We start from the raw sequence: 20,840 nt of genomic DNA, 5'->3' as shown, positions 1-20,840 counted from the left end.
TTGTTCGAGTGTCATGATGTGATCCTTTCCGTTGATCGTCGTTGGACGGATCGTGGAAAAGACCGGGGGCATGAGAGCGGGCTGCACCCGGCACGGGGCGGAATGAAATGGAGCACGCCGGGGGCAGGTTTGTTGTGAGCGATGCTCCGCAGCGTTCAAGGCGCAAGCCGTCCAGAAACCTGCCCCCGGCGTTGCCGACCGCTCGACCCCGGGCTAGCGATCACTAAGGCCAACAGGTCGACGGAAAGGCGCGCGGCGGTGACCCTGACGTGAGACGTTGCCCTCGGACACATGACGTTGATCTGCGGTTTGCACCCTCGCGGCACAGGGCGAGTTCGCCGCCCATGGGAGCTTCGCCAACACGACCCAGGCGCGGGTTGCTCGAATGAGAGAAGGAGTGCGCTTGCCTCGCTCAGCGGGCTGCCAGTTCTCCCTGCGGACATTCGGTTCCGACTCGGGTTCGCGCGATGTACGTTGTCACTGAACAGAAAGATCGAAGCCGCGTCAGCGACCTATCCAGTCTGACTGTCCGCCTCGGCGTCCGCGTCCGCCTCCGAAATATACCGCATCCTTCGGACACCGATAGTGCACCAGTCGAGGGCCAGTTCCCCGGAACGAGAAATAGCCAGACCGCCGGAGCGGTCTGGCCGTTGGCTTAGGCGGCGTCTTTGGGACCCCAGGGGATGACGGCCTGCAGGGACAGATCGTCCTGGTTCGCGGCCTTGCCGAGGTTGGCGTTGAAGCCGTGGTCACGGATGGTCAGCGTGTAATAGTCGGCCCCGGTCTCCTTGTTCTGCTTCTTCCAGATGCCGCCGCACTCGACCAGCTTGCCGCGCGGAGAGCGGCCGAGGACGCGGTGCGTGGGGGCCATCGGGTTCGCGCTTGCGACGGGTTCGACCGTGATGTCGAGGTCGAAGGTCAGGGTCGAGATGGAGCCGACGCCCTTGGCGGTCTCAAAGTCGGCGCTGGTGAATTTGATGCAGTTCGTGGTCATTGCTCTTCTCCTTGTTTGCGTTGCAATGATGGTCACCTTGCAGCTGGCCAAGACCCGGCCACACCGAAGGCGAAGCGCAGCGGAGAGGGGCAGGCGCCGGTCTTTTTGCCTCGCGAGGAATAGCCCGCAGGGGCAGGGGAAAAAGATCGGCGACAACCTTTGTGGACGGGACGACAGCTGCGACCAGCATGTCATGCAACTCAGACAGAGGGAGAAGTGCGGTGGCCGCGAAGGAAACTGGGTGAACAGCCGACCAAGAAGCGGCGGGGTCCGGTGTCTTCTCTGTCCTCTTGCCCCGATCCGAACCCGGACGAGGCAGAGCTTTTTTTGACCCTGCCTCACGTGTCGCGACGGCTGGTTTCCGTGGCAACGCGATGTGTGTTGTCTGGAAGAGCGGCAGGGAGACCGTCGAAGCATCGACAACCTGTTCGGATCACCGGGATTTCGAAGAGAGCCTCTACGGCAGACCGATAACCTGGGATCTGCGCATCACGACCATCACTAGCACTATGCCAGCTGCGGCCAATGCAATCCGGCGGTCGTCGGACATCGTTTGCGACCCATGATCGCGGCGCGGAGCTGCGTGTCCGGCAAAGCGAGGAGCAACACCGGCCGAGACGCGAGGTACGTGATCACTGATGTCACACGCCCGCCCCAGCGACCGTTACCGAACGGCCGAGATGAAGCGTTGCCACGACCATGCGACGGCTGGTCGGGCTGGCTCAGGAGGAGACTGCACGGCCAGCGGCACGTCGCAGGGAGTGGCGGCGTTTCAGTTCGGGGAGGGCGGCTGCGTGCAGCCGGCCGAGTAGGGCGCGGTCCTGACCAAAGGGCAGGAGGGGCCAAGTTCATAAAAACAGGAATTCTGAGGCACAATTGTCATCCTCTGCCAGAATGACCAGTCTGGCGGGAAGTATCGAGAGTTCTGGATGCAAGCGGCATCAGCGCTCGCCACTTTTCCAGTCGCGACAATGGGGGTTACTGTTATGCCCGTTCTAGGAACAGCTTTCGCTCTGCCGCAATTCAGAAACCAAATCGGGCATGTGTTCCGCAATCAAAGCGTATGTCAACTGTTCGCCACGCTTGCTGAGTTTCTCAATCCACTCGTCCGGCATGGCAGAAAATTCAGTTGGATATCCATGTGCGTCGTCGCGTGATACGAGATCCGATGGCGGAAAGGCGAGGCGGGAGTCATCCTGCCCAAGAAAGGGCATGGCAAACCTTTTGATCTGCCCAGATGACTTTAAATCGAACAAGCGCTTCACGGCAGCATTCTGAGCCCTGTCAAAGATGCAAGTGAACGTACTTGTAAGCCGCGCCATGAAAAATTGGCTGGGCGGATCAAATCGCAAACCGTAGCCCGCTCGACAACATATGATCGTGTCCACACCAGAAACATTCAGGCTCACCGAGGAGTCCCGATCAGGCCAAAGCGGCGCCAGGCCCAAATTGTCGTAAGCCCCGCCGTCGGTCAGGGTGACGTGCTCCTCGCGTCGCGATCCGTCAGGTTTGTTGAAAGCGAGACGTTCATCAAGCGCCGGCAGAAAAAGCGGATATGCCGCGGAGGCTATGACAGCGTGCGCAAGAGTCGTCTGTGAACCGGCAAGTTCCCCGAGACGCCAAGATCCCGATTTCTCTCGCGAAAAATAGAACGCCGAACCTGTGCGCAAATCGGCAGCGTTAATAATCAGAAGTGGGCGCGTCGCGGGCAATTCCCGCAACTTAAGTCCGTGAAAGACATCTTCGTCCAAAACCCTACGTAGGATCGTCGTCCTGCTCGCGAAACGCGGCAGCGGTGCGCGTAACTTGTCGAAGCTCCAGCGTGTACGTGCGGTCGGTGGCAGTATCAGCGAAAGGAGGCGCGGTCCGGTCGCGATCGCCAAGATTGCGAGGTTGATCACCCCAAGAAGGGTGGCACAGTAGATCGCACGCAGGCCTTCGGTGGTCGTGAACACCTTGCGCAAGGCCGGACGCACCAAGCCGGAGGAAAGCAACGAACGCACTTTCGTCTCGAAGACCGGAAACGGTTCGTCATTAGCCGCATAAAGTGCGCCAATGACGCTTCCCCCTGATACGGTGGATATGACCCGAACTTCGTCAAGAATTCCGAGATCATGCAAGGCGCGCAGACAGCCTAGGTGGAAGGCGATGGCACGGGATCCACCGCCTGACAGCGAGAGGCCGATGACGGGCTTACTCATCGAACCGACCTTTCGGCTAGCGGAGAAGAAGCTTCGCTATGGCGCATAAACACGACAGCGAGTTCGGCCTCCCCAGCAATCAACATCAGGCCGGGCAAGGTATCCATGTCAAATATGGTGGCGAGCCAATTGATCTGGGACAGGTCGGTAACGCTCGGCATCACCCCGACCAGTGGCGGATGTGAATGCCACTCACCGACGTAGCGCAGCTGTCCCTGTGTCTCCGCCATAGATCGGTCGATCATCTGTTGGACGCCGTCGGTGCCGCGAACAAACCCAGTTGGCGATCCGATGCTGTCAGCAGGTGCTTTGGCGGCATCGGCAAGGTGTATTTTCCGGGCAGGAATGTCGACGACCCCGAGCAGGATACCTCCCGTCTCTTTCGGCAGGCATTCATGGCGCATGGCAGTGATGCGTGAGCGGAGTCCGGCATCGAGTGAGACCTGCCAGCCGTCAACATCGAAGCGACGCACATCCTCCGCTGGATAAGAGAAGCTCCTGACTTGACCCTCTGTACCAAGCGACCAGATCCGGATGATCCCTTTATCAGCGTCGGCGGCCCGTCCCAGACCTTCCGCAACCAGCCCACTTAGGGCCATGACACGCGACTCCGGGATCAAGTTTGTGATGGCACGGCAAGCGCCGGTATAGGCGAATGTCCGCACCGGGGTTTCTAAATGACCCGAGAGAGCCTCCTCCCGGACGACATGCCTCAGATACTGCGCTTCCAGATCGCGTAGCGTGACGCTGCGATCTATCGGTTCGGCCAGCAGAACGGCGGCATCCCCCGCCGGGCTAAAAAAGATGCTGAACCGCCGAGCCTTGGATTTATGGTCAGAGAGGAAGCGCTCTGCCAGCAAAGAAGCGGATGCATCCACGATAATGTCGGCGCCATCGAGCGCAGCATCAACGTCGTCATTTTGCTGCCCTTCAACCCCAACCTGGGCGGTTATTGCTGTAGCCACAGAGTCTTCATCGTCAAGAATGCTCGCCAACGCCCCAGCGAGCAATTCAGATTTGCGCCGAGCGACGTCGCCGCCGAAGCCAACATGACGGGCAAGGTTGTGTGGAAGCAGGACGTCATCGTCTATCACAGTCCAGCTAAAACGCCCCTCTCGGGCAAGACAAGGGGCGACATGGGCACCGATCGCGCCCCCTCCGACGATCACTGCCTTGCGTGCATCCGGGATGGTGCGGCCCGCAAGCCGGGTCGCAAGGTCTCGGTCAAAGGTTGCGTGGACTTCGACCGGCAGCACGGCCATCGCTATCAGCGCAGCTTCATCCACAGGTCCGGCAGTCAAAGCGGTAACGAAGCCGGCGGCTCCGCCCTGATTCTTGCTTTCGACCTTGTGAGCAATTCCGAGCGCGACCGCGATGTCACCAACCTTCTCAGCAGTGACGAAGGCCCGAAAATCTGTGCCCTGTTGTGTTCCGTCTGGTGAGGTAATCGGCATCTCGACGACCACTGCCAGGCAGGAATTGATCCGCGCCGCATTGGTGCGTGCGTCGTTCAACCATTCGGCGAGGCGCGTACGCAGATCGGCAAATAGATCGATCCCACGTGCTGTGAGCAAGTCGGCAAGGCTGCCAAGATTACCTGGCGCGAACGAAAGCCGCACCATCTGCGCCGGAGGCACTCGGTACGCTGCCACCGTCAACGGCAAAGCCAGTGTGCGCCCCTGCAGCTGGGAAAGCGGGATCACGCGCATCAGCGTGCCCGTGTCGTCAGGGACAGCGACGAGATCCTGTGTGTTGACGTTATCGATCAACGCACGGGACATGATGATGTTGTAGCCGGTCCCGAACATGAGCGGGTCGACCGGCTGCCGGGCGTCATGCAATGCGCCCTCGGCAGCCCGCCGAAACCAGGCAAGGATACGCTGGACAAGCTCGGCCGGTGTCCATGTGAGGCGCGCTTCCGCCCAACTTCGGTCATCGATACAGATCGCGCGGGGTGATCCTTCGGCAGTAAGGTTTTGGTGGGCAGTGTCGGGAAAATCGCTGCGCAACACGTAGACGAATGGCATTGAATCGCCGCCAGCGAAGCGAACGCCAATTCGTTCTGTGCGCCGGATTGGCACGACGCTCTGCTGCGGCCTGCCGGTCCTGAAGGTGAGTTCTACAAGCTCACCTGCCCCTCCCCTGCGTAGTGCGACGACGGCAGCGAGTTCGGCGGCATGCCGGTCGACAAACCGTGCAAACGATGCCGCTGCCGAAGAGGTGAGGTCATCGACCTCGATCACTTCGTCGAAGGATGCCTTGAGCCAGGCTTCGACGTCCATTAACCAGCCCTGGGCGACGCCGCCGCGGCGGTTCCAGCAACCATCGGCGCAGCAAGCGCAAGGGCGAAACCAAATGCCGTGATCTTGTATGCGAAGGGCTTAGGATCATTCTTCGACGGGTGCTCCATCGTCACGATGAATTCGCCGTCGTGCGCCACAGTGATCCGACGGTGATAGTTTGCAGCCTGCCGGTGCGGGGGCTGGACGTCGTCGTCGGCTTTCGACCCTTTGACGGGGATCGGCCAGGACGGAGAGATAATGTCGCTGCCGGGTTGGCGCTGATCCTCGAACAGCCACTTGACGTCGGGGTCAGGGACAGTCTCGTTCGAGCCACGCTCCGGCCCCAACGACTTGTAGGAGCAATGGTGCGGCAGCTTCATCAGATCCCAAGCGAGCCTGTCCTCATTGCCGTGCTTCCGGGTAACCTGGACGATCGCAGCCAGCGTCTCGTAATTGACGTCTGAGGCAAGAAGCAGCCTCGTCTTCTGGCCGCCCTCGACAAAAGTGCCCTGCATAACGATCGAGTCTTCGTTGCGATCGACGACAGTGTTTTCATCCTGTCGCCAGCCGAACGGGCAATGCACAAAAAACTCAACCTTCTCTGGCCCAGTCAGTGAGTACCCCGGCACGAGTTTGCCAGCATCCACAATCAGGTGCTTGCGGCTTTCAAAGTCGATCCCTTCCGCCTCCATCCAGGCCTTCAACCGTTCAGGGCGAGAGAACACTCGAATGCCCTTGCCCTGACGCAAACGGTACCGTGCCTCCGCACGCACCAACCGCGCATCATCCTTCAAGTTCTCTTCAAGGATTGCCGCTGCAGGTACCCAGAGTTCCCTAATCTTTACGCGACCCTTGCCTTGGTAGAGCGCAGCATGATCGAGCCAGAAGAAGTCACCGAACCCCTTGCAGTGATCGGTGTCAGTGTGCGTGATGCAAACCGCATCGAAGTAGTCGCGGCCCGCTTTTTCTAAGTCGCGCCGAAGTGCCGTCGGCAAGTCGCAACGCTGGTCATCCTCATCGTCGTCGCAACGCATTGCGGCGAAGTCGATCAGGATCTTGCGCCCATCGGCAAGGTCGAGGCGGGCGGTGTCGGCGTTGCCGAGCGGAAAGAAGTTCACCAGAGCCTGCATTTCACTGTCCTCATATTTTTGCCCGAGCAGATTGGGCAGTTCTTTGACCTCCAGCCCGGTGCTGGAGCCTAGCCTTTCGGCGGATAGGGATCATTCCCATAGGAATTTGCGTCTCGGATCTGGCCATTAGGCCGATGGATGACGACCTCGCCTCGCTCTCGGATCGCCGTGGTGCGTGCGGCTGCGGTCGCCTCTGCCTGAGTCGCATGCGTGGATCCGACCCGGGTAGCGCCCTCACGGCGTGCAGCCCAACCATCCCCGTGGGGGACCACATGAATACGCTTTGACATCGAATTCTCCTTATTTTCCTGACTCGCCTCGATTCGAAACTGTTGACCCCGGCCCTGCGGCATGATTCAAGTGTTTCACAGACTGGTATAGGTCAGAAGCCTCACCAAGTAAACAGTCTTCGCACCACTAATACCAGTTTGCGAAACACTAAGGAGGGCATATGAATATCAACGAACTCGCCCCACTAGTCTTAAGGCGACGGGGAAACATGGGGGTTAGGGCTGCCGCGAAGGAGATCGGGATCAGTCCGACCACACTCACGAGGATCGAGAAAGGGCATGTCCCAGACGTGGGCACGCTCAACAAACTTAGCGAATGGCTGGGGGAGGAGCCTTCGAAGTTCACCGGCGTTGGAGACCTTCAAATCGCATTCAAGAACAGGAAAGCCGTCCCGCAAGCGACCGCTCTCGCTCTGGCTGAACTCATCACGCAAGCCTCGCGACAATTCGAACAAGACGTCGAGGCTCGAGGACACTAAGTGGCATTCAGACGAGGGTTCAAATCTCAATGTGAGCGGCGATCGGTCGAGTTTCGAAAACAGTTCGGTCTGTCCGATCACGATGCGCTGTCTGCCGACCGTTTGGCGGAGGAGCTTCGAGTCACCGTTTGGTCCACCGATGACGTCGACGGGATATCGGAAAGCGCCAGGTCGGTTCTGAGCGACGAGACAGATCAATCGTGGTCCGCCGTGACGATGCGATTGGGCGCGGCCCATCTTGTCGTCCATAAACCGGTCTCCTCAAGAGGTCGCCGCAACAACGTGGTGATGCACGAACTGGCGCACATCATCTTGGGTCACGAACTTGCAAAAGCCTGCATCCTGGAGGACGGCTCTCTTGTTCCGGGTAATTTCGATCAAGACCAGGAAGACGAAGCCGACTGGTTGGCCGGAGCCTTGCTGCTGCCCCGGCCCGCCCTTCTGTCGATTCGTCGTCGGCGCATGTCAGATCGCGACGCTTGCGAGGAACATCTCGTCAGTCCGGAGATGCTGAAGTGGCGGTTTCGGATGACCGGTGTGGATTACCAGCTATCGCGCCGCCGCGTCTAACCCATTATAAATATTTAGTTAATGGTGAGCGTTGTTGTTCGCATTAGCGCTTCAGCTACGATTTTTTGGTTTGACGTATTCCATTTTTGCACACCTTAAGTTACTAAATTCAGCATACATCAAACCAGCTTGAGTTTACGAAGAGACCTGAAAGCAAACTATGAGTGTGCAAAGAGGACAAAAGCTCAACTCGTTGCAGCGCCTCCTTCCAGAAGGTTTGGTCGCCAGTTCGCGATGGTTGGACGAGGCAGGTTACTCGAGCGCACTGCGTAGCAAATACGTCGCGAACGGCTGGTTGGAGCAGCCCACACGAGGGATCTACAAGCGGCCCGGTTCCGAAACACGATGGCAACACCTTATCATCTCGCTGCAATCACTCATGCGAGTTCCGGTCATCGTCGGGGGCCTCAGCGCACTCGAACTTCAAGGCTACGGTCACTACGTAACCATGGGAAAGCGGAGAAAGGTTCACCTCTACACGGAAGCGCCCCTGTCCAAATGGCTCAACGAAATCGACCCCGAGATCGATTTCCAGACGCGAAATGCGAAAAAGCTGTTCAAGTCGGAGGCGATCTTCAAGGCGATCCAAGACCTCCCACCAATTTCGTCGACAGGCAATGTCGAGACATTGGACAACCCCGACGGTGGGTTGAGACTCCATGTCTGGGGTGACAGATCCTGGCCGATGGTGATCTCCCGTCCGGAGCGAGCCATTCTGGAATTTCTGGACGAGATCCCGACACACCAGTCCTTCGAGCACGCTGCGGAATTGTTCACCGGACTTTCAAACCTCAGTCCCAGGCAACTCCAGGCGTCTCTCGAAAACTGCGGCAGCGTGAAGGTGAACCGACTCTTTCTGTGGTTCGCCGAGCGGAACGATCACGCCTGGTTCAAACGACTCGATCTTGATGCAATCAACATCGGCAGTGGCAAGCGGGTGGTCGCAAAAGGAGGCAAGTTGGACGCTAAATACCAAATAACGGTGCCGGAGGGTCTTGATGGCAACTGATGAACGGTTCCGACAGCAAGTCGATCTTTTGATCCGGGTCCTCCCGTCAGTGGCTGAAGAAAACGTGTTCGCGCTGAAGGGCGGGACTGCGATAAACTTGTTCGTCCGAGACCTGCCGCGCCTGTCCGTCGATATCGACCTGACTTACCTACCCGTGAAAGCCCGGGAAGAATCCCTCGCCGACATAGACGCCGCGTTAGACCGGATATCGAAATCCATCTCGGAAGCCGTGCCTCAAACCAAGGTCGTTCCCAGTCGACTGCACAACGAAGGGATCGTCACCCGTCTGGTCGTCCGGACACCGGAAACTCAGATCAAGGTCGAAGTGACACCTGTAGCCCGCGGTTGCGTGTTCGAACCCAGAGTCATGCAGGTTGCGCCGTCGGTCGAAGACCAGTTCGGCTACGCAGAGACCCAAGTAGTTTCTTTTGACGATCTCTACGCGGGAAAGATCGTCGCCGCACTTGATCGCCAACACCCCCGCGACCTCTTCGACGTGCGGGATCTCCTAAGGAAGGAAGGAATCTCGACGTCATTGCGACAAGCGTTCTTGGCCTACATCGTGAGCCATAACCGGCCGGCTATCGAAGTTCTCGCTCCGACCCGAAAGGACATTCGCTCGGATTTCGAGGAGAACTTCTTAGGCATGACCACGGAGTTGGTCGAACTGGAAGAGCTGGTCGCAACCCGTGAAGAGATGATTGAAGCAATAGTTGCGCAGATGCCGGACGAGCACCGCGCCTTTCTCGTTGGTGTGGAAAGAGGCGAAATTGACTGGAATCTTTCTGGCCTCACGGACGCGGCCAACCTGCCCGCCGTTCGCTGGAAGCTCGCCAATCTCGACCGACTTGAAGCCGAAAGACGGCACAGACAGGCAGAGAAACTTGAGGGCATCTGGCGATGACCGACACCGTGTTTTGGTCATGGCAGAATGACCTGCCCGCAAGACTGAATCGGGATTTCATACGAGATGCTCTAGCCATCGCTGTCGACCGAGTCAGTGAAACTCTCGATGTCGAAGATGTCGAGCGGGTGGCCCTGGATCACGACACGAAAGCAACCGCCGGAATGGCAGACATCAGCCAGACGATCTTGGAAAAGATATCCAGAAGCGCCGTTATGGTCGCAGACGTCACGCCTATCGCTAAGTCTGCTGGCGGAAAAGCGCTACCGAATCCGAACGTCATGGTCGAGCTCGGCTACGCAATGAGCGCCATAGGGTTTGAAAGGATAATTGCCGTCTTGAATACGGCGAACGGTGACACCGTAGAGAACTTACCCTTCGATATCCGGCACCGCCGAATACTGACCTACACTTTAGCTGCGGAGGCGACAAAGGCGGAACGGAAAACGGTTCGGGAAGCCCTCATCAAGCAACTGGCCGAAGCCGTCCGGGTTAATATTGATCTGGTCCGCGACGCTAGGTCCGCCGCCGAGCCTATCCTGGGCGTCGAGAGCGACCCTCATTCGCCAGGCCTATGGAAAGCAGAATGGCCCGCGACGCACACCGACGGCTTCGGTGAAGTTGCTCGTGTAAGGCCTTTGGACTTATCGCGAGCTTGGCTCAGGATCATCCCTGCAGGTTTTCCCAACGGCCGTCCATCGATCACGGCGCTGGAGCAATTGCCAGACAGCGCGCGTCTCCGGGCTCCCACAGGGGCAGGAAGCGGCGGAAATTTCGGATCGTGCCCGTTCGGGTTCGTGACGTACTGGGTCGCGGGTCGGGAAGAGGATGGAACCTGTCGTTCACGAAACCTTGCGGCATACCTCGAAGAAAGCGGCGAAGTGTGGATGTCAGACGGTGTGGCGTTCACCGAGCACAAGGGCCAGAAACACATCTCTTATGGACATCTGTTCTCCAATTGGATCAGAGGATTGGCAAACGGGATGGCCTGCCTTGACGCATTGGGCGCGTCGAAGCGAAGACGGATCGTCATGGGGATCGATGGCATGTCGGACGCGGTCTGGCCGATGCAATCCGGCTACCTGCCCGCGAGATCCCGTAAGAGCGGTCTCTTGGTCGACGAAACGGAGCGCGACTGGCCAGATGAGCGGCGCATGCAACTTCTTCACAGGACGTGGAACTCACTGCGCGACGCATTCAGCATCGAGCCGATGACAAAGGACGAGTTTGCCCACTATTTCAAGGTGCGAAGGTGAAACTGAGGCTTGGAGAATTACCAACTCGACCGGAGCGTCATCACTGATAACTGTTGGCCTCATCACGCCTCCACAACCAAGCCCGCATCGTCTAGCTGCTCCCGATCGGGAAGATCGCGCAGGCTCTCCAACCCGAACGCGACCAGGAACTTTTCGGTGGTGACGAAGGTATAGGGCGCCCCACGCCGGGGCGACCTTGGCCCGGTCCCGATGAGGTCGCGCGCATGCAGCCGTCCGATCAGGTCGCGGCCGATCTCCTTGCCGAAGATGTCCTTTAGCCCGTCGCGGGTGATTGGCTGGTGATAGGCGATGGTGGCCAGGACCGCGATGTCGAACGCGCTCAGGTCCAGCAATTGATCCCCGACATCCGCCGCGGCGCGGATCGCGGGCGCATAAGCGAGGCGCGTCCGGAACATCCAGCCGCCGGCCACCTTCGCAATCTCGAAGGCCCGCCCCTCCAGATCAGCCGCCAGATCCTCGACCAGCAGGTCGACCGACGCCCCCTGCCCCACCACGCGCGCCAGATCCTCGCGCGGCACCGGCGTGGCCGAGGCAAACAGCACCGCCTCGATCCGGCGCATCCATTCGCGCCAGCGCAGCTCCGGCGGCAGGTCGGGCAACTCGCGGTCAAGCTCGGGTTCCGGGCGATCCTTTGCCATCGCTACACCCCGTAAAGCCGAAAGGTGTCACGCCCGGTCAGCTCGCACACTGCGCCGAGGTCAACCAGCCGGTCGCAGAGCCGCCGCGCGGCGCGATCCGGCAGCGGCAGAGCCGAGGGAGCAACAGCATCGCGTTTCAGGAACATCTCAACTGCATCCCCCGCCCCCTTGGACCGCAGCTTGGGTGCGACCGCCTTCAGATGCGCAGCCCGACGCGCGAGATCGGCGGAGAGACGCACGGCCTCGACCGCAGATGAGACGAGCGCCCGATGGCAGGCGAGCCTCAAGTCGTCCCCACGCTTGCGCAGATCAGCGCGTTTCAGGCCTGGGGCCAGCAGCGGCACGAGATGATCCCAGCCGGGTGCCTGCGCGAGCGCCGCATCCGCGACGATCAACGCCGGCACTTCGGCACGCGGTGTCTCCGTCAACACCGCCTCCAACACCATCGCGGCCCTGGTTACTGGCGACCCTTTCCCCGCATCCAACCACGCGGCAATCTGGCTCGGCTCGAGGGTCGGCAAGGCTCGGCCTAGAGCCTTGATCGACAGCGGCCGTTCCACAGCGCGCCGCCAGGCCAGGCAGATTTCGCCCGCCGGCCCGGGAAGATCGCCGGGCCGCAACAGGTGCACCGCATCGCGCAACTCCGCTTCCCGCTCCGACCGTCCAGTGAACGCGACGCAAGCCCCCGCAGCGCGTAACGCGAGCCGGTCCCGCAACAAGGCTTGGGGCACCTCCTCGCGTTCCAACACAAGATGCAGGTGGTTCAGCGCGGCCCCCGACAAAAACGCAACATCTTCAAGGGTTTCAGCGCGTGCAGAGGTGACCCAGGCGGGCATCCGGGGTAACGTGTCGAGGTCGCTGATGGGGTCCGGTCGGGCGAATGTCATGCCCAAAGCCTACATCAGCGCGGCGCTTTCTGCCAGAAAATTGCGTCATAACCGCCCCGCCTTGGTGCTTTGCACTATGTCCAATAAGTTTGCATTATCGGACATAAAAAGATATGCTCAGCGACATGTCGATGTCGCTTTTGTTTCATGGCCGGACTCGCCCAAAATCAGCCCTCTCGTCCTCGAAATTTCCATTCCATCGGTGGACTGGGCTCTTGCTCAATCTCTGGACTCGTCTTGTGACGATGTCGATCGGGTCCTCTCCCTTGCTGATTGCTGCCCTGCGCCCGTAAGGTGCCCGCGGGATCGGCGCGGCACGTCTGAACAACCGCGCGGCCGCCTCAGGCATTGTCGCCATTGGAACCATCCGTTCTCCAAAGAGATCGCCAAGGATAACCAGCGTCAAGACACGCCATCGTACGGAAAGATGCTGGAGCGGGGCCGGCGCGCCTACGGCGGCTCGGGCCTCGAAAGGACAGTTCCATCCCTCTTGATCGAACCAAAGCGCCAAGACAGGACGCGCAGCACCCGCCCAATCAAGCGGTGCCCATAGCGCGCGTATTGTCCGCTCCAAGAGAGCCAGATGACCCTTATCACCATTGATGATCCGCTCGACCTGCCGCTGAAACGTTAGAGTGCCCTCTGTAAATGCCGTGTCTGCACGATCCGCCCGCGCCCCTCCCCTGCCTGTGAGAAGACAATCGCATTTGGCGCAGAACACCCGAAGCAGACCCGTGCGCAACCTGAACGAAGTCCGCAGGTGGGCACCACATTCAAGGCAGCGGTCCCGCAGCATCTCTTTGTGAACCGGGCAAACAACCCGTTCAACCAACCTCCAATCAGCCCGAATATAGGCGTCTCGCCCCACCGCGACATCCGCATCAAAGCAGGCAAAACATACGGATACACCTCCCCCTCTCGCACTCGAAATCCAATCGCGCGGCCGGTTGTGGTGCCTAAATTTCAATGAAAGGCGTTCGAGGCGCGCAGGATCGATCCTGCAGCCCCGCGCCCAAATCTTTAGTAGTTCCGGGTCAGGCGCTGTGTCATCAATCTGGCGTAGCAACGGTAGGTTATCCCTCTGCCCTGCCATATACGCCGTCATGTCACGCACCTCCAAACCAAAGCGTGTCGCAACCCGCGCCATCCAAGACGAGAGTAATTCGTCACGGAATGGACGAGGTGCGACGGGAGGCCGGATCACCGCCGTCATGCTGTTACCCGCGACTGCATGTTTTTTCGCGACTGGCGGCGACCAGCCTGTGTCATTGACACCAGAGGCAACACCAGATCGTCCCCGAAACTTTCGGCATCAAGCCTTTCCCGGCCTGAGAGGACCGCCGCCTCCGCCGCTGTCTCAATCAAACGAAATATGCGAGCCGTCACACCTGAGGTCAGCGTATGGATCCGCGCCCTTGTGTCGGCGCTGGTCAGATCGGATGGTTCGCGCAGCGGTAGGATATGTCCGAGACTCTTCAAAAGACCAGCAAAGACCGCATCGTTCTTCCAAGGCTTGAGGTGAAACGCCTCGAACCGCTCCGCCAGTTGCGCATCCGTCAACAGCGCTTGACGAGCAAGGTCCGTCCCGGCGCAAACCAATGGAACCCGCAGATCATTGGCCAGAAACCTTATGGCGTTGAGAAAAATCCGCTGTTGGCGGAACGTACCGGCCAGCATGCCGTTCACCTCGTCCAAAATGATCATCTTCGCTCCAACGGTGCGCAACAAAGAGCGGCAAACATCTTTCTCACGGGCCAATGTCCCTCCGGCCATTGCTGGCGCGCCCATACTGGCGAGCAATTCGCGGTAAAGATCCCGCTCAATCGGCTCGGATGGTACTTGTGCAACCACCACAGGGCGATGATCGACGCCGGTTACCTGACAGAACTTTGGCGGGTGATCGCGTTCAAACTTGCGCACGATCTTGGTCTTACCCATGCCTGTGTCGCCATAGATCAGCAGACAGGGCATCCGGTCGCGCGGCGGATAGGTAAGCAAGTTTTCAAGGCGTCCAAGCGCCAATCCCGCCTGATCGAAACCGATCCAGCGGTCAGCCCTGATCCAGGCAATACGCTCTTCGTCCGAAAGGGCAGCGAACCGTCGATAGTTCGGATCGAGATGTGCGAACTCCCCTGCCCCGCTCACGACCATTCCTCCACTTCGAACGTGGGCACATTGAGGATATCACCAGATTCTGCATGTTCAGGGTCGTTTTCTTCGATCGCGGCAGGTTCGACGCTAGCCAGTGCCCGATCTCGCCGTTCCGCAAATCGTCTGGCTTCCCGCGTTTTGCCTGATGCGGCATCAACCAAGGCCCGCTGCTCTTCGATCACTGCGAAAATGAGGTTTTCATCCTCAAGCGATCGACCCCGCTCGCGCAGAACTGTCTGCGCGCGGCGATGCTCCGCCAAAGTGATCGGAGGGTGCCGCAGATCGGCAAACCGCACAGGGTATCGCTGACCATCCGGGCCCCGCACGAACACGGTGGACAGGTCCCGTGGATCGTAGGACACACGCAACTGTCGCCCCCGCCTGCCAGCCCAAATACTCAGAACATCGTCCCAGTATCTTAGGCCGAACAGGTGGATACCATCGCGGCGCACCATACGTTCGACAGCAGGCAGAAAGTCGATCCGAAACCCTTCTGGATCATAGGGGTGTCGCAAGGCCGCATCGCGTCTCTGAACGGCCTCCTGCCAAGCCGCAATCGGTGGAATACCCAAGGATCGGTGCCGTTCAGCATGATAACGGGTGATTTCAAGAGCAAGCCAATGCTCCAGCTCTTCCAGCGTCATCGACGAATTTGCTACAGAGTCATAGTCACCACGGTCTTTGATGTTGCTAAAGGTCGACCCGGGCAGCAAATGTGCCGCCCCCATCATCGTTCCGATCATCCGCTCGATATGGCCACCGTAATGTGGTGATCCGATCGGTCGGTACTGCAGCGAAATCCCATGCTCCTCAGCGCCGCGCCGCATGGCCTTTGAGCGGAACTCCTTGGCGTTATCGACATGGATGGTCTCAGGTAGCCCTGCCGTCGGCCAGTTTGCATCAATGCCCAAACCGTCCAGCCAATCCAGTTTGGGCTGCACAAGATGTTGGACCGCCAAAGAAACCGACAAGGCGGATGGCGGTTCCAGCGTCAGATAAAACCCAGCAACCATACGGCTGGCAACGTCGATGGCCAGCGTCACCCAAGGCCTTTGCAGAGGCTTGCGGTGGGCACGGTCTACAACGATGACATCCACCAAAGTGTGATCGATCTGGACAACCTCAAAAGCCCGCTCAATCCGATAGGTTCCGGGGACAGGATGATAGCGGCTACGGGCAACCTTGGCCCCCTCGCGGGCAGACACTAACTCGGCAGGGTCTATCGCCGTCACACGGTCGCGTACCGCGGTCCAGCATGGAGCGCGCAAGCCTTGTTGAGCGCAACGCCTGCGCACCTCTTTATGCAATGCATTGATGCTCGGCTTCTGACGGGACTTGAAGAAGTCCTCAATTGCCTCTGAAATCACAACTTCGATCACTTCCGGCAGTCGCCGGCTGCCCGTTTGGGTCCCTGCCGTGCCTGTCAGGAGGGAACTTGTGATCGGGCGCGCCTTGTATGCTTTAATCAGATCGTAAAGACGGGATCGTTTGAGACCAAGTTCCCGGCAGGCCGAGAGGAATTCGCGGCGATCAGGTTTGGCCGTGCTCGCCAGCCTTCGTATCACTCCTTCACGCGCAACCGCCTGTTCCCATGCCGCATCATCTACGGCGTTGATGTCTGAGCGATCCACCATGGCCAAAACCCACAAAAAGGTATCTTATGTCCGATAATGAAACTATAATCCGGAAATGAAACAGAAACATGAATATAATAATATCAATGGGTTAGATTCCAGTGATGGAACAAGAACGACAGTTTAATTTCATCGCTGGATTCACTGGAAAATGGCCGCAGAGGACGAGAAATCGACATCATCAAACTCTGATGCAAGTCATAATGCTCAGGGCGACGCGAGAAATCAAGAAAAAAGCGATGGGATCGCCCTGCCCTCCCATGTCGCGGGCTCCGGCAGCCTTGATCGCCTGGTCGACACCGCCCGCGACTATGCCCGCGCTGCAGCGTCCGACAACACGCTGAAGGCCTATGCCAAGGATTGGGCGCATTTTGCGCGCTGGTGCCGGATGAAGGGAGTGGAGCCCCTGCCCCCCTCATCCGAGATGATCGGCCTTTACCTCGCCGATCTCGCCTCCGGGTCAGGCCCCTCCCCTTCGCAGTGGGCGTCCCGCCCCCTGTCGGTCAGCACGATCGATCGCCGCCTCTCCGGCCTCGCCTGGAACTATGCGCAACGCGGATTCACCCTCGATCGTAAGAACCGCCACATCGCGACGGTGTTGGCTGGGATCAAACGCAAGCACGCGCGCCCGCCGGTGCAGAAGGAAGCGATTCTGGCCGAGGATATTCTGGCGATGATCGCCGCCCTGCCCTACGACCTGCGCGGCTTGCGGGATCGGGCGATCCTGCTGATTGGCTACGCGGGCGGTCTGCGTCGGTCGGAAATTGTCAGCCTCGACGTTCACAAGGACGACACGCCGGACTCGGGCGGCTGGATCGAGATCTTCGACAAGGGCGTCGTACTGACCCTGAACGCAAAGACCGGCTGGCGCGAGGTTGAGATCAGCCGCGGCTCCAAGGACCAGACCTGCCCTGTCCATGCACTCGAGCAATGGCTGCACTTCGCCAGGATCGACTTCGGCCCTGTCTTTGTCGGCACCTCGCGGGATGGCAAACGCGCCTCTGACAAGCGGCTCAACGACAAACACGTTGCGCGGCTGATCAAGCGCACGGTCCTGGACGCGGGCATCCGGTCGGACCTGCCTGAGAAAGACCGCCTCGCTATGTTCTCTGGCCACAGCCTACGCGCCGGTCTCGCCAGCTCCGCCGAAGTCGACGAGCGCTATGTCCAGAAGCAGCTGGGGCACGCTTCGGCCGAGATGACTCGCCGCTATCAGCGTCGCCGAGACAGGTTCCGGGTGAACCTGACGAAGGCAGCCGGGTTGTGATGTGGATCAGGAGTCTTCGGACTTCAAAGCCGAAAGTGAGGCAACATGGCGAGGGAGATCGCTGCGGGAATGGAGGATATCCACGATGATGACCTCGTCCGATCGATCCAGAAACACAAGGAAATGTTCCCCTGCCCTTATGAACCGCAGGTCTTCGACATCATCAACGAGAACTGCGCAACTCCGGCTATGGGCCTGGCCGTTCAGAATTCTTTCACAGCAGTTGAGCAATTCGGCCTCGTAAAGCTCCGCTTGGCGCAGCCCGAAATTCTCGATCGTCCATCTGCCGATTTCAGTGAGGCTAGCTTCCGCACGACGAGTCAGCCGGAAGGATCGGCTCATGAACGCGCGCGCGCAGTCGCAAAGGCCCTACGGATCGCATCTTTGCCGCTTCCCTCCGCAAGATCGCCCGCCTTGGCCTGCGCCAGACCTTCAATTAGACCTTTCCGGATCCCGGCTAGTTGTGCTTCTTCCTGCTCCAGCAATCTCAGGCCAGCGCGCATTGCTTCACTCACGTTCTGGTAGCGCCCGGATGCCACCAAGGCTTGAACCAGTTGATCCTGAGGTTCGGTCAGGACAACGTTGCGTGTCACCATGTGTCAGATCTCCTTTGTTGGCAATATATGCCAATGCCACTTATTTATCAATACGTCACGCCGCCTGCCCGCTGAGCCTGCCATAGAAACTACGCTCCAAATGCAGCTCTCCTGCCCCAGCCTTCTCGACCATGCCCCGAAGATATCCGCCCGGCGAGGCAACCTCACCGACACTGTGCTTCTCGAAGACGAGCGCAAATGCGGCCGTGGCCACTTGGGTCCCCATTCGATCCTGCGCTACGTTCCAGGCATGCTCTGAGATACCGATCATCGGCCTGAGTTGCCCGGCAACGCGGTGCAGGTCGCCCCAATCCTTCAGGAATCCACCCATATTGCGCGCCCAGGACGCGAATTCCGGACAGGCCTGCATGATTGTCGGCAGATCGAGCGCCGTCCGCTTCTTGCGCACCTCGGCAACCCAGTCTTCCAGCTCCCTATCAACCCACTCTTCGGGTGGAGCATTGGGTACCACGCCCGCCGCTTCCTCTTTTTCAGAGGAATTACTAGTTACAGGATTAAGTTGATTTGTAATTAGTATATGAGGTTCAGAAATGACCTCCCTGGGGTCCATTTCTTGAGTCTTTTTTGTGATTTGGGTGTCTTTGTTACCGATGTTTTCCACAGGTTTTGTCGCACCAGTCGCCTTGAGATAGGCCGCTTCGACCCGTTCCTGAAGTTCCTTGAACCACAACAGTAGCCGTTCCAACTGCTCAGAGGCTTCATGACGACGCGGAAGCCGGTCCAGAAGTTCCTCAAAGAGTCCAGTGAATTGGCTCCAGGGCCCGCGCAGCGCGCTGCTGATAGCCGCCTCAATCCGAGCGCGGATCATCCGGCGTGCCACCGTAATCTGACGCTTCAGGCGCTGGCAGAGCTCGCGCTCGGCCTGCAGCTCGGCATGAAGCTCCTCGAACTCCTCGACACGGGCTGAAAGCGGCGACAGATCGAAGCCATACGCCTCAACGATGCGCCCATCGGCGTCCCTACGGCCCCACCGCTTGCCATTCGGGCTGTCCTGAAAGGAAATCACGCCGATCTCGGCCAGGCGCCGCGCATGGCGCTTGAGCGCGGAGAGCGAAAAGCCCGTCCGCTCCATCAGATAGGCGTTCGACGCCCAGACGATCGGGCGCTGCCCCTCCTCCCAGTCCTGGGCCTGGGTGAAGGCCCCGAGCGTGTCGAGGAGCATCATGTCGCCAGCCTTCAGGCCGATATGTGCACCAACGCGCTTGAGCGCGACAAATGCTCGTGTTTTGGGTACTGCTACCCGTTCACCGGCTTGGGCAAGTTGCTCAGCAACCCCAAGACCCGGTGTCGGCTTGCGCCAACCTGTATGTTTCATGCCTGTATCTCACCTCCGGTTATGTGGAGGCAAAAGAAAGCCGTTCGCTCAAAAGCGTTCATCGTTGACAGTGATTCGTGGGAGAGGTATCTTCTAAGCGACCAAACTTTTCAGATTAGCTCTCAGGCCACGCTGCTTGGGGGCTTTTCTTTTGCCTAGATCATTGTTCCGACTGCTCCTCTTTTGTTGCGAGGAATTCGCTGTAGAGCTGATCCAGTCGACCGGAGAGAAAGTCTCCGAACTCGGTTGAATCCTGTGCTGTCAGCGAAATACTGAATGCCCTTCCGGACCGGCCGATTACCCCTTTGATGCGGCCTTTGCCGGCGGTCCAGGTGCGCTTCTTGGGTGCCATGCGCGTCTTTCTGCGCTTGGGTGTCCTGCCCGCCTCTGCCAGTCTGCTGTGCAGGAGCTCGAACCTTGCATCGCTATCCAGCTCGTGAAACCCTTCGAGTTCCAAGGCACCTTCAAGGACCTTTTGGTTCGCAGACTCCGAAGCCAGCTTCTTGAAATCCTCCCAGCGGTCACGGCCAATCTGCTTAGCGGGACCGATCCGCTCAATCACATGCCTCGGGATGTTCTGCGCGACAGACAACATGCGCGACAACAGCGTTCCATCAATGGTCAGCGCCGACTGGATCACATCCTTCGCCTGCCCCATATCAAGGAGGCTTTTTGCGAAAAGCGCCTTCTCGATGAATGAAAGATCCGCGCGCGCCGTGTTCTCTTGCCCTTGGGCGAGAATGTGCGCCACATCGTCCATTGGTTTGACTACAGCGCGAACCTTCCGGCCAAGGGCTGACGCCACGCGCACACGCCGATGGCCGAAGACGATCATATAGCGACCGTCCAGATCCGGGTGCGGGCGAAGCAGTACTGGAGTGTCCTGGCGACCAGTTGCAATCGACTCCTTCAGCTCGTTGAAGGCCTCGTCGTCGTCGCTGAGACGATCCGAAATGAAGGACACATCGATCAATTGGGGATCGATTTCGACGATGGTTTCCCCTTCGAGCAAGCGCTTCGAATTTTCGGCAAGATTGTCAATCGAGACCTTCATGGACTTTGATGCGCCACGCATCGCATAGCCTGATCGGCCAGAGTCCTTCGGCTGCTCGGAAGAACTGGCCATCACATTTTTCAGGAGGTCTTTACGAGCCATCAAACTGTCTCCTTCTGGGCGATCATAGACGTGAACACT

At 59.1% G+C, this 20,840-nt stretch carries 20 protein-coding genes; 6 read left to right on the top strand and 14 right to left on the bottom strand.

All coding sequences use genetic code 11. The features are described from left to right. Nucleotides 1–655 precede the first annotated feature (655 nt). The 5 genes from RID11_RS16445 to RID11_RS16425 form a co-directional block, all read right to left on the bottom strand. On the bottom strand, nt 656–994 hold the full coding sequence (locus tag RID11_RS16445; protein ID WP_350141048.1) for a DUF736 domain-containing protein: 339 nt from the start codon (nt 992–994) through the stop codon (nt 656–658). A 995-nt stretch (nt 995–1,989) separates the two neighbouring features. After that, nucleotides 1,990–3,195, bottom strand: a complete 1,206-nt coding sequence (locus RID11_RS16440) for a patatin-like phospholipase family protein (RefSeq protein WP_288397355.1) — start codon at nt 3,193–3,195, stop codon at nt 1,990–1,992. Then, the gene (gene cap2-3, locus RID11_RS16435; protein WP_288397353.1) at nt 3,192–5,477 is read right to left on the bottom strand and encodes an anti-phage 6A-MBL system cap2_3 protein; all 2,286 of its coding nucleotides are present in this window, start codon (nt 5,475–5,477) and stop codon (nt 3,192–3,194) included. The genes RID11_RS16440 and cap2-3 overlap by 4 nt, the downstream gene beginning before the upstream one ends. Continuing rightward, entirely contained in the window at nt 5,477–6,607 is a 1,131-nt protein-coding gene (gene mblB / locus RID11_RS16430; protein ID WP_288397351.1) for an anti-phage 6A-MBL system MBL-fold protein, read from the bottom strand. The genes cap2-3 and mblB overlap by 1 nt, the downstream gene beginning before the upstream one ends. 68 nt (nt 6,608–6,675) lie before the next feature. Then, nucleotides 6,676–6,897, bottom strand: coding sequence for a DUF2188 domain-containing protein (locus RID11_RS16425; RefSeq protein ID WP_009803658.1), 222 nt, complete (start codon nt 6,895–6,897; stop codon nt 6,676–6,678). A 161-nt stretch (nt 6,898–7,058) separates the two neighbouring features. Between RID11_RS16425 and RID11_RS16420 the strand changes: the two genes are divergently transcribed. The 5 genes from RID11_RS16420 to RID11_RS16400 all read left to right on the top strand — a co-directional run bounded on the left by RID11_RS16420 (nt 7,059) and on the right by RID11_RS16400 (nt 11,115). Continuing rightward, complete coding sequence (locus RID11_RS16420; RefSeq protein WP_035367104.1) at nt 7,059–7,376, top strand: helix-turn-helix domain-containing protein; 318 nt, start codon at nt 7,059–7,061, stop codon at nt 7,374–7,376. Continuing rightward, nucleotides 7,377–7,946, top strand: a complete 570-nt coding sequence (locus RID11_RS16415; RefSeq protein ID WP_288397344.1) for an ImmA/IrrE family metallo-endopeptidase — start codon at nt 7,377–7,379, stop codon at nt 7,944–7,946. It begins immediately after the preceding gene. Between the two features lie 160 nt (nt 7,947–8,106). Next, nucleotides 8,107–8,955, top strand: coding sequence for a type IV toxin-antitoxin system AbiEi family antitoxin (locus RID11_RS16410; RefSeq protein WP_223118686.1), 849 nt, complete (start codon nt 8,107–8,109; stop codon nt 8,953–8,955). Continuing rightward, a complete protein-coding gene (locus RID11_RS16405; protein ID WP_288397340.1) occupies nt 8,945–9,859 on the top strand; it encodes a nucleotidyl transferase AbiEii/AbiGii toxin family protein in 915 nt (304 codons plus the stop codon). The genes RID11_RS16410 and RID11_RS16405 overlap by 11 nt, the downstream gene beginning before the upstream one ends. Beyond that, the gene (locus tag RID11_RS16400; protein ID WP_288397338.1) at nt 9,856–11,115 is read left to right on the top strand and encodes a hypothetical protein; all 1,260 of its coding nucleotides are present in this window, start codon (nt 9,856–9,858) and stop codon (nt 11,113–11,115) included. The genes RID11_RS16405 and RID11_RS16400 overlap by 4 nt, the downstream gene beginning before the upstream one ends. Nucleotides 11,116–11,177: 62 nt before the next feature. Here the strand turns inward: RID11_RS16400 and scpB are convergent, their stop codons facing one another. The 5 genes from scpB to RID11_RS16375 all read right to left on the bottom strand — a co-directional run bounded on the left by scpB (nt 11,178) and on the right by RID11_RS16375 (nt 16,446). After that, entirely contained in the window at nt 11,178–11,774 is a 597-nt protein-coding gene (scpB, locus tag RID11_RS16395; RefSeq protein ID WP_288397336.1) for an SMC-Scp complex subunit ScpB, read from the bottom strand. Between the two features lie 2 nt (nt 11,775–11,776). Then, complete coding sequence (locus RID11_RS16390) at nt 11,777–12,661, bottom strand: DUF1403 family protein (RefSeq protein ID WP_288397334.1); 885 nt, start codon at nt 12,659–12,661, stop codon at nt 11,777–11,779. Nucleotides 12,662–12,806: 145 nt separating this feature from the next. Next, nucleotides 12,807–13,808, bottom strand: coding sequence for a TniQ family protein (locus tag RID11_RS16385; protein ID WP_350141051.1), 1,002 nt, complete (start codon nt 13,806–13,808; stop codon nt 12,807–12,809). Nucleotides 13,809–13,870: 62 nt separating this feature from the next. Next, a complete protein-coding gene (locus RID11_RS16380; RefSeq protein WP_303704581.1) occupies nt 13,871–14,812 on the bottom strand; it encodes a TniB family NTP-binding protein in 942 nt (313 codons plus the stop codon). Then, the gene (locus RID11_RS16375) at nt 14,803–16,446 is read right to left on the bottom strand and encodes a TnsB C-terminal domain-containing protein (RefSeq protein WP_350141042.1); all 1,644 of its coding nucleotides are present in this window, start codon (nt 16,444–16,446) and stop codon (nt 14,803–14,805) included. Before RID11_RS16375 ends, RID11_RS16380 begins: the two co-directional genes overlap by 10 nt. Before the next feature lie 151 nt (nt 16,447–16,597). On the opposite strand from RID11_RS16375, the gene RID11_RS16370 reads away from it, so the two are divergent. Next, complete coding sequence (locus tag RID11_RS16370) at nt 16,598–17,713, top strand: tyrosine-type recombinase/integrase (RefSeq protein ID WP_350141040.1); 1,116 nt, start codon at nt 16,598–16,600, stop codon at nt 17,711–17,713. A gap of 6 nt (nt 17,714–17,719) precedes the next feature. Here RID11_RS16370 and RID11_RS16365 read toward each other — a convergent pair whose 3' ends face one another. The 4 genes from RID11_RS16365 to repB all read right to left on the bottom strand — a co-directional run bounded on the left by RID11_RS16365 (nt 17,720) and on the right by repB (nt 20,801). Next, a complete protein-coding gene (locus RID11_RS16365) occupies nt 17,720–18,055 on the bottom strand; it encodes a type II toxin-antitoxin system RelE/ParE family toxin (RefSeq protein WP_064225037.1) in 336 nt (111 codons plus the stop codon). Further along, a complete protein-coding gene (locus RID11_RS16360) occupies nt 18,052–18,309 on the bottom strand; it encodes a type II toxin-antitoxin system ParD family antitoxin (protein ID WP_064225038.1) in 258 nt (85 codons plus the stop codon). Before RID11_RS16360 ends, RID11_RS16365 begins: the two co-directional genes overlap by 4 nt. Nucleotides 18,310–18,364: 55 nt before the next feature. After that, nucleotides 18,365–19,645 (bottom strand): plasmid replication protein RepC, encoded by a 1,281-nt coding sequence (gene repC, locus RID11_RS16355; RefSeq protein ID WP_064225039.1) that lies wholly within the window; start codon nt 19,643–19,645, stop codon nt 18,365–18,367. Between the two features lie 160 nt (nt 19,646–19,805). Beyond that, complete coding sequence (gene repB / locus RID11_RS16350) at nt 19,806–20,801, bottom strand: plasmid partitioning protein RepB (protein ID WP_064225040.1); 996 nt, start codon at nt 20,799–20,801, stop codon at nt 19,806–19,808. Nucleotides 20,802–20,840 lie beyond the last annotated feature (39 nt).

The organism is Roseovarius sp. (assembly GCF_040219995.1).
Classification (GTDB): Bacteria; Pseudomonadota; Alphaproteobacteria; order Rhodobacterales; family Rhodobacteraceae; genus Roseovarius.
The sequence above is the reverse complement of the archived record's forward strand: the minus strand, read 5'-3'. Positions and strand labels throughout refer to the sequence as shown.